A 14,255-nucleotide genomic window follows, 5' to 3' on the forward strand; every position below is an offset into this window, starting at 1 on the left:
GCGACGACACGAGAACGGAATCATGGGCGCACAACTGCGGGTCTACAAGCAGAAGATCAGTTCTGCTCAGACGACCAAGAAGATCACGAAGGCGATGGAGCTCATCGCGGCTTCGCGCATCCAGAAGGCGATGGCGCGTGTGCGCGCGGCGTCGCCCTTCGCGCGAGCCGTGACGAGCGCCGTCTCCGCGGTGGCCACGCACTCCTCGATCGACCACCCGCTGACGACGGAGCGCGAGAACATCCGTCGCTCCGCCGTGGTGATCTTCACCTCCGACCGCGGCCTCGCCGGCGCGTTCAACTCGCAGATCCTCCGCGAGGGTCTCGAGCTGGCCGAGCTCCTGCGGACGCAGGGCAAAGAGGTCGTGTTCTACCTCGTCGGGCGCAAGGCCGTCGGCTACTTCCAGTTCCGCCGCATGCCGAGTGCAGCGCAGTGGGTCGGCGACACCGACACACCGCAGTTCTCGACCGCGGAGGCGATCTCGGATGCCGTGCTCCAGGCCTACCGCGCCGGGGGAGAGAACGACGGCGTCGACGAGATCCACCTCGTTTACAACCGCTTCGTCAGCATGATGACGCAGTCTCCCGAGTCTGTTCGTCTGTTGCCGCTCGAGGTTCTCGAGGCGGACGAGGCCCCCGCCCAGGCGGAGGTCTACCCCCTCTACGAGTTCGAGCCCGACGCCGAGACCGTGCTCGATGCGCTGCTGCCGGTGTACATCCAGAGCCGCATCTTCAACGCCCTCCTGCAGTCCTCCGCGGCCAAGCACGCCGCAACGCAGAAGGCGATGAAGTCGGCCAGCGACAACGCCGACAAGCTCATCACCGACTACACCCGCCTGCGCAACAACGCGCGTCAGGCGGAGATCACGCAGCAGATCGCCGAGATCGTCGGCGGCGCCGATGCTCTGTCATCCGGCAAGTAAGTTCCCAAGGAGAGAAGAAGCCATGAGCCTCACCGCCGAGAAGACCGACGCAGCCGTCGTCGGCCGCGTCGCGCGTGTCACCGGGCCCGTCGTCGACATCGAGTTCCCGCACGACGCGATCCCCGAGATCTACAACGCGCTCAAGACCACCATCACCATCGGGGACGACTCGACCGAGATCACCCTCGAGGTCGCTCAGCACCTCGGTGACGACCTCGTCCGCGCCATCTCCCTGAAGCCGACCGACGGCATGGTCCGCGGCCAGGAGGTGCGCGACACCGGCGGCCCCATCTCGGTGCCGGTCGGCGACGTCACCAAGGGCAAGGTCTTCGACGTCACCGGAGAGGTGCTCAACGCGGCTCCCGGCGAGACGATCGAGGTCACCGAGCGCTGGGGCATCCACCGCAAGGCGCCGAGCTTCGACCAGCTCGAGTCCAAGACCGAGATGTTCGAGACCGGCATCAAGTCGATCGACCTCCTGACCCCCTACGTGCAGGGTGGAAAGATCGGCCTCTTCGGTGGTGCGGGCGTCGGCAAGACCGTCCTCATCCAGGAGATGATCCAGCGCGTGGCGCAGGACCACGGCGGTGTGTCGGTGTTCGCCGGAGTCGGCGAGCGCACCCGTGAGGGCAACGACCTCATCGGCGAGATGGAAGAGGCCGGTGTCTTCGACAAGACCGCCCTCGTGTTCGGCCAGATGGACGAGCCGCCGGGGACGCGTCTGCGCGTGGCGCTGTCGGCCCTGACGATGGCGGAGTACTTCCGCGACGTCCAGAAGCAGGACGTGCTGCTCTTCATCGACAACATCTTCCGCTTCACGCAGGCCGGCTCCGAGGTCTCCACGCTGCTGGGCCGCATGCCCTCGGCCGTGGGTTACCAGCCGAACCTGGCCGACGAGATGGGTGTGCTCCAGGAGCGCATCACCTCGACGCGCGGTCACTCGATCACCTCGCTGCAGGCGATCTACGTCCCCGCCGACGACTACACCGACCCGGCTCCCGCGACCACGTTCGCGCACCTGGACGCCACGACCGAGCTCTCCCGTGAGATCGCGTCGAAGGGCCTGTACCCGGCCATCGACCCGCTGACCTCGACGAGCCGTATCCTCGACCCGCGTTACATCGGCGCCGACCACTACCGTGTGGCCACGTCGGTCAAGCAGATCCTCCAGAAGAACAAGGAACTGCAGGAGATCATCGCGATCCTCGGTGTCGACGAGCTCTCCGAGGAAGACAAGATCGTCGTGTCGCGTGCACGTCGCATCCAGCAGTTCCTCTCGCAGAACACCTACATGGCCAAGAAGTTCACCGGTGTCGAGGGCTCCACGGTCCCGATCAAGGAGACCATCGAGTCGTTCGACGCGATCGTCAAGGGTGACTTCGACCACGTCGCGGAGCAGGCGTTCTTCAACGTCGGCGGCATCTCCGACGTCGAGGCCAAGTGGGCGCAGATCCAGAAGGAGAACGGCTGACATGCCGCTGCGCGTGAACCTCGTCTCGGCCGACGCCGAGGTCTGGGCCGGGGAGGCGTCGCTGGTCGTCGCCAAGACGGTCGAAGGCGAGATCGGCTTCATGCAGGGTCACGAACCCGTGCTCGCGATCCTCGCCCAGGGCGAGGTCCGCATCACGCGCGTCGACGGTACCAAGGTCCTCGCGAACGCGGAGGACGGGTTCCTGTCGATGGCGGGCGATGAGCTGACGATCGTCGCCGGTCACGCTTCGTTGGTCTGACACTCTTCTCCTCGACGCGCGTCGTCCGGTTCGCCGGGCGGCGCGCGTCGTTCGTCCCTCCGAGGTCGCATGTTCGTTCTCCTGCCCCCTTCCGAGACCAAACGTCCCGGCGGCGACGGCCCGCCGATCGATCTGGGCGCGCTCGCGCTGCCCTCGCTCCGCCCGCTCCGGGAGCAGGTCGTCGACGGGTTGATCGCCCTGAGCGCCGACGAGGACGCATCCGCCCGCGTCCTGAAGCTCAGCGCGCGCCGTCTGCACGAGATCGCCGACAACGCGGCCTTGCGTTCCGCCGCAACCCTCCCCGCGGTGGACCGCTACACCGGGGTGCTCTTCGACGCTCTCGATGCCGGGACCCTCGACGCGTCCGCCCGCGCGTGGCTGGGCTCCCATGTCCTGATCCATTCGGCGCCCTTCGGCCCGGTGGGCGCGCTCGACGGCATCCCGGTCTACCGTCTCGCGGCCTCGACGTCGTTGCCCGGCCTGCCGTCCCCGCGACGGATCTGGGCGGATGCCGTCACGACGGCGATGGGGCTGGCCCGGCCGGATTTCGTCGTCGACCTGAGGTCCGAGGCGTACGCCGCGTTGGGACCGGTCCCCGCGGACGTCGACGGCGTCTACGTCCGGGTGGTGTCGGAGTCGTCCGACGGAACCGTGCGCGCGCTCAACCACTTCAACAAGAAGGCCAAGGGGCACCTCGCCCGCGCCCTCGCGAGCACGGATGCGCAGATCGGCTCGCGCGGAGCCCTCGTCGAGTGGGCCCGGTCGCAGGGGATCGTGATGCGCGATCGCGGGGTCGGCGAGGTCGAGCTGCTGGTCTGAGATCCGCGGGTCAAGGTACTGTCAGCCAACACTCAGCTTCGCTAGCATGACGTACGCGGGAGACACCCGTCGCTGATGCGAGCGCCAGCTCGCATCCGGCCCGAGAGGAACTTCGTCACCATGATCCATCTGGCTTACAACGATTACGGCGCCAGCGATGCCGCGTCGGCCGCCGCCTTCCTGATCCTCGCCCTGTTCGGTTTCCTGTTCGCCATCGTCGGCTACCTCATCAGCGCGTTCCTGCTGTCGAAGGTCTTCGAGAAGGCGGGCGTGCAGGGCAAGTGGCGCGCCTGGGTGCCGGTCTACAACTACCTGGTGCTGGCCAAGCTCGGCGACCTCTCGCCGTGGGTGATCCTCGCCCTCGTGGTCGCCTCGGTCATCCCGATCCTCCAGTACCTGTCCGGTCTGGCTCTGTTCGTTGCGCTGATCATGGTCGCCTACCGGGTCAACGCCAAGTTCGGTCGCGAGTGGCCGATCCTCCTGCTGTTCATCCTCGGCCCGCTCGGACAGTGGATCTGGCTCGGCATCCTGGCGTTCGGCAGCAACCCGTGGAACCCGAACATCCAGCCCTCGCCGTGGGCGAACTCGTTCCTCGCGGACAAGACGGTGTGGAACGGCGTTCCCGTGCAGCCCGGTCAGCCGGTGCCGGCAGCTCCTGCCGCTCCCGCGGGCTACGCGCCGCCGGCCCAGCCCTACGCGCCGCCGCAGGCGCCGCCCGCTGCGGGCACGACGCCGCCCCCGCCGGCACCCCCGGCCGGTCCGACGCCCCCGCCCCCGGCGGGCCCGCAGGTCTGACACGCACACGATGACGAGCTCCCCGCGTCCGTCGCGGGGAGCTCGTCATCGTTTCCCCCGGGGAACGCCGCGCCCGTGGCATCCGTGGGCACCGTCCGGCGGTCGACTAGGATGACAGGGCCGCGCGGTTCCGCCGGCGGAGATGTCGGCCAACCGGAGGATCTTTTCGTGCCCGAGGTGACCACGCACACGCGCACCGTTCCCCTGACGGGCGGCGCACTCGATCTCTCCTGGGCGGCGACCACCGACACCGGCAAGCGCCGTGAGGTGAATCAGGACGCGCTGCTCGCCGAGTTCCCCCTGTTCGTCGTCGCCGACGGCATGGGCGGCCACCTCGGCGGTGAGATCGCCAGCGCCAGCACCGTCGACCGCCTCCGCGCCGTCGTCGAGAGCGGCATCGTGTCGCCGAAGAACATCGAGAAGGCGCTTTCCCGCGCCGTGAAGGACATCGTCGCCCACCCCGAGACCACCGACGAGGGAACGGGGACGACCCTCACGGGCCTCTACCTCGAGGCCGGGGGAGACGAGCCCCACTGGGTGACGTTGAACATCGGAGACTCGCGCGTCTACCTGCTGCGCGACGACGACATCGTGCAGATCACCACCGACCACTCCGTCGTGCAGGAACTCATCGCCGCGGGCCGTCTGAGCCCCGAGGAAGCCGAGAACCACCCGTACGGCAACGTGATCACGCGTGCCGTCGGCCCGAGCGACAGCGTGAAACCCGACTACCTCCGACTCGAGGTGCTCGACGGCGACCGCTTCGTCATCTGCTCGGACGGTCTGACGAAGGAACTCACCGACTTCGGCATCCGTCACTTCCTCGAGGCCAACCCCGACCCCGCCGACGCGGTCCAGGCGATGATGGCGGCGGCGCTCGAGAACGGCGGCCGCGACAACATCACCATCGTCGTGCTCGACGTCGCCCGACGCGCCGCGTGAGCGCGGTGCTTGACCCGGGGGCCTGCTGACTCCTACGTTCAGCAGATGACCACCGCACCCGAACGGACGGCCGGCAAGGGCCTCGCTGCGGGTACTCTCGGCCTCTGGGGATCGACCGTCATCGGTCTCGCCTCTACCGCGCCGGTGTACTCGCTCGTCGCCACCCTGGGCTTCGTCGTCCTCGCTGTGGGAGCCTCGGCCCCCATCGCCTTCATCATCGCCTTCATCCCGATGCTGTTCATCGCCTTTGCGTATCGCGAGCTGAACAACGACGTCCCCGACTGCGGCACGACCTTCACGTGGGGGACCAAGGCATTCGGTCCGTGGGTCGGCTGGATGGGCGGATGGGGCGTCGCCGTGGCCGGCATGGTCGTGCTGGCGAACCTCGCGCAGATCGCCGGCATCTATCTCTGGACCCTCATCGGCGACGGCTCGCTCGCCGAGAACGTCCCGCTGGTGACCGCGACCGGTGTCGCATTCATCGCTGCCATGACCTGGGTGAGCTACCGCGGCGTGGAGATCGGGGAGCGCATCCAGAACATCCTTCTGGGCGTGCAGTACCTCGTGCTGGCGCTGTTCGTCATCGTCGCGCTGTGGAAGTTCTTCGACGGAACGGCCCCGAACCCGACGCCGTTCGACCTGGCCTGGTTCAATCCGCTCGGCTTCACCGACTGGAGCGGGTTCACCGAGGCCGTGCTGCTGGCGCTGTTCATCTACTGGGGGTGGGACACGTGTCTCGCCCTCAACGAGGAGACCAAGGACCCCAAGCGCATCCCGGGACGCGCGGCCCTGCTGACCACCGTCATCCTGCTCGGCACCTACGTCGCGGTCACGGTCGCGGCGATGATGTACGCGGGCGTGGGTGAGGACGGGACGGGACTGGCCAACGTCGACAACGCCGACGACGTGTTCCTCGCGCTCAAGGACGGTCTCTTCGGCCCCTTCGGATGGATCCTCATCGTGGCCGTGCTGATCTCGGCCGTGTCGTCGACGCAGACCACGATCCTCCCGACCGCTCGTGGCACGCTGGCGATGGCGGCCTACAAGGCGCTTCCGAAGCGATTCAGCACGGTGCACCCGCGCTTCCAGACGCCGTCGTTCTCGACGCTCGTCATGGGGATCGTCGCGAGCGTCTACTACGTCGGCATGACCCTCATCAGCGACAACATCCTGCAGGACTCGATCCTGTCGCTCGGGCTGGCGATCGCGTTCTACTACGCGATCACCGGCTATGCCTGCGTCTGGTACTTCCGCCGCGACCTGTTCACCTCGGCCAAGAACCTCTTCTACCGCGGCATCCTGCCCCTGCTGGGCGCGCTCATGCTCACGTACGCGTTCGTGCAGTCCGCGATCGACATGTGGGACCCCGAGTACGGCAACACGGTACTGTTCGGGATCGGCGGGACGTTCGTGCTGGGAATCGGCTCGCTCGCGATCGGCGTCGTGCTGATGGTGCTCTGGTACGCCTTCCCCCGGTCGAAGCCGTTCTTCCGAGGAGAGAGCCTGAACCGCGAGACCGAGGTGCTCGTGCCCGAGGAGCCGATCGCCTACCCGCGGTCGGTCGACGGCGGCATCTGATCCACGTCGCGCCGGTCGCCTCCTCGGGGGGCGCCCGGCGCGGCCGCGCGTGCGACCAGGTAGCCGTCCGTCAGCGCGGTTCCGCGTCAGACTGCGGCGCGGATCGCTCCGACCGGCTGACCCCCGCCGAGGACGCCGAGCGGCAGCGCCGCGAGCGTGTCGGCGACCGCGGAGGCTTCCAGTGCGCCCGCGCGCTCGAGAAGCCGCAGGGCCACGGCGTGCCCCGCCCGGTTCGACCCGTCGAGCATCTTCAGCGCGACGGTGGTGCCGTCCTGCGCCGTCATGACCTGCACGCCCTCGGCGCCCATCTTGGCGAAGACGCCGAGTCGCTCAATCGCCACGGTGTCGGCCCGGCCCGGCCCGTCGATCGTCCAGGGGTTCTCCCGGACCGCGCGCACCAGGGCGCCGGCGCTGCGGTGCAGCGCGAACGGTGACCGCTCCGAGGAGGTCGCGATCCGCTGGATGGCACGGGCGAGTCCGGTCAGGGTCATGGCGTAGACGGGTGCGCCGCACCCGTCGATCGCGGTCGTGGTCAGGCGCTCGCCGACCAGACGCTCGATGACCTCGCGGATGTGGACCTGCAGCGGGTGCTGCGGGTCGAGGTAGTCCGCCGTGGACCAGCCGTTGGTGACGCATGTCAGCAGCATGGCCGCGTGCTTGCCGGAGCAGTTCATGCGCAGCGGCGACGGCACCCCGTGGTCGCGCACCAGTTCGTCGCGGGTCTGCGGGTCGCTCGGCCAGGCCGCGGGGCAGCCCAGGTCGTCCTCGGTGAGGCCGGCCGACTGCAGGATGCCGCGGGCCACCTCGACATGGCGGTCCGTGCCGCAGTGGCTCGCCATCGACAGCGCGAGGCGTTCTCCGCTCAGTTCCGCACCCGCGGACAGGCACGCGAGGGCCTGCAGGGGCTTCATGCTCGAGCGGGGGAGGAACAGGGCCGAGGGGTCGCCCAGAGCGAGATGCTCCGACCCGTCGGGGGAGAGCACCACGGCGACGCCGTGGTGGCGCGACTCGATGAATCCGTTGCGCTCGACGACGGCGAGTTCGACGGCATCCGGGGCTGTGAGAGGCATCCGTCCATCGTATCCGGCGGCTCCGGACGACACGGGAGGGGGCAGGATGGACACCATGATCGGAGAGCACCAGTACCGCCTGCACGCCACGTGGACCGGCGACCGGGGGAGCGGCACGAGCGGATACCGGGACTACGACCGCTCGGTCTCGCTCGAGGTCGACGGCAAGCCGCTGCTGGAGGCGTCCGCGGACAAGCCGTTCCGCGGCGACCCGGCGAAGTGGAACCCGGAAGAGCTGCTCCTGGGCGCCCTCAGCGAGTGCCACCTCCTGTCGTACCTGCATGCCTGCGTGACCACGGGAGTGGTGGTGGTCTCCTACAGCGACGACGCGACCGGGACGATGGTGGAGGACGGCAAGGGCGGAGGAGCGTTCACCGACGTCCTGCTGCGTCCCCGCGTCGTCGTCGCCGACGAGTCGATGGTCGCCGCCGCGGTCGCAGCCCACCGGCAGGCGCGCGAGTGGTGTTTCATCGCCAACTCGGTGAACTTCCCGGTGCGTCACGAGCCGGTGGTCACCGCGGCCTGACGCTTCGCGCGTCGTACAGTGGGGCCATGCAGCTCGAACCCGCCCTGCGACGCCTCGACCGCCTCGCGGGCGGACGACAGGCCGACCATCGTGTCCCCGCGTCGGACGATCCGCGGGTCCGCCGCGCCTTCCGGGCGATCACGCTCCTCCTCGCCGCCGGATTCCTCCTGGGTGTGGCAACCGTCGTCGTCGCCGCGGTCATGACGATCGGCGGGGACGACGTCGGGTTCGCCGTGTGGATGCGGTGCCTCGTCGTGCTCGGCATCACGACGACCCTCTTCTACTTCCTCTGGCGGGCGCGGGCGGGCTGGTACTGGGCGTTCCGGCGCCTCCAGCTGTTCAGCCGGATCTTCCCGGTCGTCGCCCTCGTCCTGGCCGCGATCCCGGGCCTGTACCCGTTCTGGGTCGTCACCGAGCAGATCCTCTTCGCGATCCTCCTCATCGGCGTCTCGGACTACCTGCAGTCCGATGCCGTGCGAGCGGCGTTCCCCAAGCCCGGTCGGTGAGCCTCGGCATCCGGATGCCGGAACTCCCGGGAACGACGGAACCCCGCCGGCAGCGAGCCGACGGGGTTCCGTTGTGACAGGGGCGCTCAGCGCACGTCGTCGTCGACCCAGTCCATGGACTTGGTGACGGCCTTCTTCCACAGGCGCAGCTCGCGGTCGCGCTCGGCGGAGTCCATGTCGGGCTCCCAGCGCTTGTCCTCCTGCCAGTTGGCGCGGAGGTCGTCGAGGTTGTCCCAGAAGCCGACGGCCAGACCGGCCGCGTACGCGGCACCCAGCGCCGTCGTCTCGGCGACGACCGGGCGGACGACCGGCACACCGAGGATGTCGGCCTGGAACTGCATCAGGGCGTCGTTGGCGGTCATGCCGCCGTCGACCTTGAGCTCGGTCAGGTCGACACCGGAGTCGGCGTTGACCGCGTCGAGCACCTCGCGCGTCTGGAAGGCCGTGGCCTCGAGGGCGGCGCGGGCGATGTGCCCCTTGTTGACGTAGCGCGTCATGCCGACGATCGCGCCGCGGGCGTCCGGACGCCAGTACGGAGCGAACAGACCCGAGAACGCCGGCACGAAGTACACGCCGCCGTTGTCGTCGACAGAGCTGGCGAGCGCCTCGACCTCGGGAGCCGAGGAGATGATGCCGAGCTGGTCGCGCAGCCACTGGATCAGCGATCCGGTCACGGCGATCGACCCTTCGAGGGCGTAGCGCGCGGGCTGGTCGCCGAGCTTGTAGCCCAGCGTCGTCAGCAGGCCGTTCTCCGAGTGGACGATCTCCTCGCCCGTCTGGAAGATCAGGAAGTTGCCCGTGCCGTAGGTGTTCTTGCTCTCACCCGGGTCGAAGGCGGCCTGACCGAACGTGGCGGCCTGCTGGTCGCCCAGGATGCCGGCGACGGGGGTCTCGCGCAGGAGCGAGGAGGACTCGACCTGCCCGTAGACCTCGGAGGAGGAGCGGATCTCGGGGAGCATCGACTTCGGGACGCCGAAGTCCGCGAGGATGTCGTCGCGCCACTGGAGCGTCTCGAGGTCCATGAACAGCGTGCGGCTGGCGTTGGTGACGTCGGTCGCGTGGACGCCGCCGTCGATGCCGCCGGTGAGGTTCCAGAGCACCCAGGTGTCGGTGGTGCCGAACAGCAGGTCGCCGGCCTCCGCCTTCTCGCGTGCACCGTCGACGTTCTCGAGGATCCACACGATCTTGGTGCCCGAGAAGTAGGTCGCCAGCGGCAGGCCCACGATGCTCTTGTAGCGCTCGGTGTCGCCGTCGGCGAGACGGTCGACGATCGACTGGGTGCGCGTGTCCTGCCAGACGATCGCGTTGTACACCGGCTTTCCGGTGTTCTTGTCCCAGACCACCGCGGTCTCGCGCTGGTTCGTGATTCCGACGGCGGCGATGTCGTGGCGGGTGATGTCGGCGCGGCTGAGGGCCAGACCGATCACTTCCTGCGTGTTGCGCCAGATCTCCAGCGGGTCGTGCTCGACCCACCCGGCCTTGGGGAAGATCTGCTCGTGCTCCTTCTGACCGACGGCGACGACGCCCCCGGACTTGTTGAAGATCATCGCGCGCGTCGAGGTCGTGCCCTGGTCGATGGCGAGGACGTAGTCGGCCATGGATGGACTCCTTTGTCAGTGGTGGGTTGAGGTGGAACGGAGGAGGGAAGGGGTGGGCACGGGGGCGCCGACAGGGCGCCCCCGTGGGAGGTCACTTGCTGAGGTGCAGCAGGACCGGGGAGAGGACACCGGCGAGGAGACCGCCGATGAGGGGGCCGACGACCGGCACCCACGAGTAGCCCCAGTCGCTCGAACCCTTGCCCTTGATGGGCAGGATCGCGTGCGCGATGCGAGGTCCGAGGTCACGGGCGGGGTTGATCGCGTAACCGGTCGGGCCACCGAGGGAGGCGCCGATACCCACCACGAGCAGCGCCACCGGGACGGCGGCGAGCCCGCCGATGCCGCCGGGGACGCCGATGTCGGCGACGCCGTAGTCGGCGAATCCGAAGATGACGAAGACCAGGACGAAGGTCGCGATGATCTCGGTGACCAGGTTCCAGCCGTACGACCGGATGGCGGGACCGGTGGAGAACACGCCCAGCTTGGCGGCGGGGTCGGGCTCGTCGTCGAAGTGCTGCTTGTAGGAGGCCCAGGCCAGGACGGCACCGATGATGGCGCCGACCAGCTGCGCGGCGACCGCGACGAGGAACTGGACGAAGCCGATCTTGCCCGCGACGAGGAGCCCGATGGAGACGGCGGGGTTGAGCTGAGCGCCGGAGTACGCCGACACGATCACACCGGCGAACACGGCGAGACCCCAGCCCCAGTTGACCATCAGGAATCCACCGGCATTGCCCTTGGTCTTGGCCAATGCCACGTTGGCCACCACGCCACAACCCAGCAGGATCAGCATGGCGGTGCCGACGACCTCCGAGAGGAAGTACAGCCCCAGATTCACTTCTTGCATGTCGTCATCGACCTTTCTGTTGTGCCCGGCCGCCATCGGCTCGGGCATGTAGCGGCTCGGTTGTTCTGAACCTACGACCGCCGTGCGGGCACGCAACAGACGGCGCGCCCGCACGTTCTCTCAGATTCGCGCCACCCCGGCCTCGGCCAGATCGACGCGGTGCGCGGTCCGCAGCGCCTCGGTGGCCGTCGCGATCTCGTCGTCGACGCGGGCGGCATCCCATCCGAGCGGCCCGGCGACCGCTTCGGCGACCTCCCGCAGCGTGCGCTCGCTCATCCCGCCGACGAAGGCGAGGTGCGTGCGCCGCAGCAGCACGTCGATGAGGTGGACGACCTGCTCGTGCTCCGCGATCCAGACGAGTTCCTCGCGGTAGTACCCGGGAGCGTGCTCGAGCGCGGCGGGCTCCGCCGGCAGGACGTCGAGGATCGCGTCGGCGCGCGTGCCGTAGCGCTCCAGCATGGCCTCCACGACCGCGGTCGAGTGCGCATTCGTGCGAGCCGACACCCAGCGGCGACGCTCCTCGGGAGTGGTCGGGAAGCCCTTGCCGCCACCGATGGGCAGGCCCTGGGTGCTGACGCGGTGCGGACGGCGGAGGCTCTGCAGCGCCTTCATGCTGAGGTGCTCGGCGAGGGCGCGGAACGTGGTCCACTTGCCGCCGACCAGGCTCATGGCCGGGATGCCGCCGATCTCGTCGTCGACGATGCGGTAGTCGCGCGAGACGAAGCCGGGGGCGGTGTCGTCGTGGCGGGGGAGGGGGCGGATGCCCGAGAAGGTGTAGACGATCTGCGAGCGGTCGACCGGCACGGTCGGGAAGACGTGTCCGATGAGGTCGAAGAAGTACTCGATCTCGTCGTCGGTGCACACCACCGGCTGGGAGGGGTCGGCGTCGATGTCGGTCGTTCCGACCAGGACGCGGTCCTTCAGCGGGTAGATCAGGACGATGCGGCCGTCGGAGTGCTCGAAGAAGATCTCGCGTCCACCGGTGGCGGCGAGGAGTTCCGGGTTGTCGAGCACGATGTGCGAACCCTTGGTCCCCCCCATGAACTGCGTGGTGAGACCCAGTGCGCCGTTGGTCAGGTCGGTCCACGGGCCGGAGGTGTTGAGGATCACCTTGGCCTTGACGCTGAACTCCTCACCGGAGACCTCGTCGCGCACGCGGACCCCGTTCTCGTCGGCACCGACGGCCGAGACGTAGTTGACGGCCTGCGTGCGACCGCCGCCGGCGACGATGCCGTCGTGCAGGACGTCGAGCGCGATGCGCTCGGGGTCGTGCATCGAGGCGTCGAAGTAGGTGGCGGTGTAGGCGAGATCGGGGTTGAGCCGGGGCAGCTCCGCCAGCGACTTCTTCTTGCCGAGGAACTTGTGACGGGGAACCGAGCCGCCGTCGCGCGAGAAGGTGTCGTACATGATCAGACCGACCTTGATCAGCAGGGCACCGCGCTCGTTGGGCTTGCCGCGACCGTGGGTCACGAGGAGGCGGAACGGTGCCGACAGGATGCCCGAGAACGTCTTGTAGATCGGGATCGTCGTCTCGAGGGGCTTGACGTAGTGGGGAGCGGTCTTGAGGAGGTCGTTGCGCTCGGTGACTGCTTCCTTCACGAGGCGGAACTCGCCGTTCTCGAGGTAGCGGATGCCGCCGTGGACCATGTGGCTCGAGGCCGAGGATGCGCCGGAGACGAAGTCGCCGCGCTCGACGAGGGCGACCTTCACGCCCTGCAGGGCGAGATCGCGGAGGGTGGCGATGCCGTTGATTCCCCCTCCGATGATGAGGACGTCGAGGTCTTCGGCGTCACGGAGCGCCTGAACGTCGGCGCGGAGCGAAGAAGAGGGGGACGACATGTCGACTGCGACCTTTCGTTGTGGGTACCGAAGAAGAATGCGCGCCCCTGCACGTTGTTGCAAGCCCCTTGAACAAACGTGCAGAATGGGCAAGCGCAGAAAGGCCGGCCATGACGACGCAGACGGAAGAACGCTCGCGCGACGCGCTGCGCGCGGCGCAGCTGTACTACATGCAGGACCTCACGATGGATGCCATCGCCCATGAGATGCGCGTCTCCCGGTCCTCCGTCTCCCGACTCCTGCAGCACGCCCGGGACGTGGGGCTCGTCACGATCTCGATCAGCCCGCCCGACGATGCGCGCGGTCAGATGGCGCAGCGCATCGCCGATCGCTTCGGGATCACCGCCCACGTCGTGCCCACTCCGGCGCGCACCTCCGAGGCCGAGCGTCTCGAGCGCACCGCCCTGACCGCCGCACGCATCCTCGCCGAGCGCATCGAATCCTCCATGACGATCGGCATCGCGTGGGGATCCACGCTCTCGGCCATCGCGCGGCACGTGCCGGCGAAGGACGTGCACGACACCCACATCGTGCAGATGAACGGGGCCGCGAACCTGCGCACCTCCGGCATCCCCTACGCGGGGGAGATCCTGTCCCGCCTGGGGGCGGCGTGGTCGTCGTCCGTGCACCAATTCCCGGTGCCGGCGCTGTTCGACGATCCCCGGACCAAGCAGGCCATGTGGAGGGAGCGGTCGGTTCGGTCGGTCCTGGAGATCCAGCAGCGCGTGGGCCTGTTCGTCTTCGGGCTCGGCTCCCCGCACGCCGAGGTCCCCTCCCACGTCTACAGCGGCGACTACTTCGACGAGCGCGACCGCGCGATCATCGAGCGGGAGGGCGTCGTCGGCGACTGCGCGACGGTGTTCTACCGTGTCGACGGCTCGTGGGACATCCCCGAACTCAACGCCCGGTCCAGCGGTCCCGATCTCGACACCGTGCGCCGCATTCCGCGCCGGTTCTGCGTCGTGTCCAGCCTGTCGAAGCTGACGGCGCTCCGCGGAGCGCTCGCGGCGGGACTGGTCACCGAGCTCGTCGTCGAAGAGGCCCTGGCCCGGCGCCTGCTCAGCGTCACCCGCTGAGGGACGC

At 68.6% G+C, this 14,255-nt stretch carries 14 protein-coding genes; 10 read left to right on the top strand and 4 right to left on the bottom strand.

What is annotated here, in order from left to right:
* The first annotated feature begins 22 nt into the window (after positions 1-22).
* The 7 genes from QM517_RS13700 (at position 23) to QM517_RS13730 (ending at position 6,786) form a co-directional block, all read left to right on the top strand.
* Complete coding sequence (locus QM517_RS13700; RefSeq protein WP_077050253.1) at positions 23-922, top strand: F0F1 ATP synthase subunit gamma; 900 nt, start codon at positions 23-25, stop codon at positions 920-922.
* A 22-nt stretch (positions 923-944) separates the two neighbouring features.
* The gene (atpD, locus tag QM517_RS13705; protein WP_076490916.1) at positions 945-2,393 is read left to right on the top strand and encodes a F0F1 ATP synthase subunit beta; all 1,449 of its coding nucleotides are present in this window, start codon (positions 945-947) and stop codon (positions 2,391-2,393) included.
* Between the two features lies 1 nt (position 2,394).
* Positions 2,395-2,652: a F0F1 ATP synthase subunit epsilon gene (locus QM517_RS13710; protein ID WP_283288116.1), complete on the top strand. Its 258-nt coding sequence runs from the start codon at positions 2,395-2,397 to the stop codon at positions 2,650-2,652.
* A gap of 69 nt (positions 2,653-2,721) precedes the next feature.
* On the top strand, positions 2,722-3,471 hold the full coding sequence (gene yaaA / locus QM517_RS13715) for a peroxide stress protein YaaA (protein ID WP_283288118.1): 750 nt from the start codon (positions 2,722-2,724) through the stop codon (positions 3,469-3,471).
* A gap of 120 nt (positions 3,472-3,591) precedes the next feature.
* Positions 3,592-4,266 carry a DUF5684 domain-containing protein gene (locus QM517_RS13720; protein WP_283288120.1) on the top strand — a complete coding sequence of 225 codons (675 nt, stop codon included), beginning with the start codon at positions 3,592-3,594 and terminating at the stop codon, positions 4,264-4,266.
* Positions 4,267-4,434: 168 nt separating this feature from the next.
* Entirely contained in the window at positions 4,435-5,208 is a 774-nt protein-coding gene (locus QM517_RS13725; protein WP_283288122.1) for a PP2C family protein-serine/threonine phosphatase, read from the top strand.
* 45 nt (positions 5,209-5,253) lie between these two features.
* Positions 5,254-6,786: an APC family permease gene (locus QM517_RS13730; protein ID WP_077050248.1), complete on the top strand. Its 1,533-nt coding sequence runs from the start codon at positions 5,254-5,256 to the stop codon at positions 6,784-6,786.
* Between the two features lie 86 nt (positions 6,787-6,872).
* Here QM517_RS13730 and QM517_RS13735 read toward each other — a convergent pair whose 3' ends face one another.
* Entirely contained in the window at positions 6,873-7,856 is a 984-nt protein-coding gene (locus tag QM517_RS13735) for an asparaginase (RefSeq protein WP_077050247.1), read from the bottom strand.
* A 55-nt stretch (positions 7,857-7,911) separates the two neighbouring features.
* Here QM517_RS13735 and QM517_RS13740 point away from each other — a divergent pair, with 55 nt between their 5' ends.
* A complete protein-coding gene (locus QM517_RS13740) occupies positions 7,912-8,382 on the top strand; it encodes an OsmC family protein (RefSeq protein WP_077050246.1) in 471 nt (156 codons plus the stop codon).
* 26 nt (positions 8,383-8,408) lie between these two features.
* Positions 8,409-8,888 (top strand): hypothetical protein, encoded by a 480-nt coding sequence (locus QM517_RS13745; protein ID WP_283288124.1) that lies wholly within the window; start codon positions 8,409-8,411, stop codon positions 8,886-8,888.
* A gap of 86 nt (positions 8,889-8,974) precedes the next feature.
* Here QM517_RS13745 and glpK read toward each other — a convergent pair whose 3' ends face one another.
* From glpK to QM517_RS13760, 3 genes are all read right to left on the bottom strand, one after another.
* Positions 8,975-10,486: a glycerol kinase GlpK gene (gene glpK, locus QM517_RS13750; RefSeq protein WP_077050244.1), complete on the bottom strand. Its 1,512-nt coding sequence runs from the start codon at positions 10,484-10,486 to the stop codon at positions 8,975-8,977.
* A 91-nt stretch (positions 10,487-10,577) separates the two neighbouring features.
* Positions 10,578-11,333, bottom strand: coding sequence for an MIP/aquaporin family protein (locus QM517_RS13755; RefSeq protein WP_077050621.1), 756 nt, complete (start codon positions 11,331-11,333; stop codon positions 10,578-10,580).
* Between the two features lie 120 nt (positions 11,334-11,453).
* The gene (locus tag QM517_RS13760; protein ID WP_283288128.1) at positions 11,454-13,172 is read right to left on the bottom strand and encodes a glycerol-3-phosphate dehydrogenase/oxidase; all 1,719 of its coding nucleotides are present in this window, start codon (positions 13,170-13,172) and stop codon (positions 11,454-11,456) included.
* 110 nt (positions 13,173-13,282) lie between these two features.
* Between QM517_RS13760 and QM517_RS13765 the strand changes: the two genes are divergently transcribed.
* Positions 13,283-14,248 carry a sugar-binding transcriptional regulator gene (locus QM517_RS13765; protein WP_077050242.1) on the top strand — a complete coding sequence of 322 codons (966 nt, stop codon included), beginning with the start codon at positions 13,283-13,285 and terminating at the stop codon, positions 14,246-14,248.
* The last annotated feature ends 7 nt before the right edge of the window (positions 14,249-14,255 follow it).

It is taken from the genome of Microbacterium sp. IEGM 1404 (assembly GCF_030056775.1).
In the GTDB taxonomy this organism is placed as follows: Bacteria; Actinomycetota; Actinomycetes; order Actinomycetales; family Microbacteriaceae; genus Microbacterium.

Excerpts from the sequence above, each read along its gene's own strand:
- QM517_RS13700 (WP_077050253.1), top strand. The coding sequence starts at position 23 with ATGGGCGCACAACTGCGGGTCTACAAGCAGAAGATCAGTTCTGCTCAG.
- atpD (WP_076490916.1), top strand. The coding sequence starts at position 945 with ATGAGCCTCACCGCCGAGAAGACCGACGCAGCCGTCGTCGGCCGCGTC.
- QM517_RS13710 (WP_283288116.1), top strand. The coding sequence starts at position 2,395 with ATGCCGCTGCGCGTGAACCTCGTCTCGGCCGACGCCGAGGTCTGGGCC.
- yaaA (WP_283288118.1), top strand. The coding sequence starts at position 2,722 with ATGTTCGTTCTCCTGCCCCCTTCCGAGACCAAACGTCCCGGCGGCGAC.
- QM517_RS13720 (WP_283288120.1), top strand. The coding sequence starts at position 3,592 with ATGATCCATCTGGCTTACAACGATTACGGCGCCAGCGATGCCGCGTCG.
- QM517_RS13730 (WP_077050248.1), top strand. The coding sequence starts at position 5,254 with ATGACCACCGCACCCGAACGGACGGCCGGCAAGGGCCTCGCTGCGGGT.
- QM517_RS13735 (WP_077050247.1), bottom strand. The coding sequence starts at position 7,856 with ATGCCTCTCACAGCCCCGGATGCCGTCGAACTCGCCGTCGTCGAGCGC.
- QM517_RS13740 (WP_077050246.1), top strand. The coding sequence starts at position 7,912 with ATGATCGGAGAGCACCAGTACCGCCTGCACGCCACGTGGACCGGCGAC.
- QM517_RS13745 (WP_283288124.1), top strand. The coding sequence starts at position 8,409 with ATGCAGCTCGAACCCGCCCTGCGACGCCTCGACCGCCTCGCGGGCGGA.
- glpK (WP_077050244.1), bottom strand. The coding sequence starts at position 10,486 with ATGGCCGACTACGTCCTCGCCATCGACCAGGGCACGACCTCGACGCGC.
- QM517_RS13755 (WP_077050621.1), bottom strand. The coding sequence starts at position 11,333 with ATGCAAGAAGTGAATCTGGGGCTGTACTTCCTCTCGGAGGTCGTCGGC.
- QM517_RS13760 (WP_283288128.1), bottom strand. The coding sequence starts at position 13,172 with ATGTCGTCCCCCTCTTCTTCGCTCCGCGCCGACGTTCAGGCGCTCCGT.
- QM517_RS13765 (WP_077050242.1), top strand. The coding sequence starts at position 13,283 with ATGACGACGCAGACGGAAGAACGCTCGCGCGACGCGCTGCGCGCGGCG.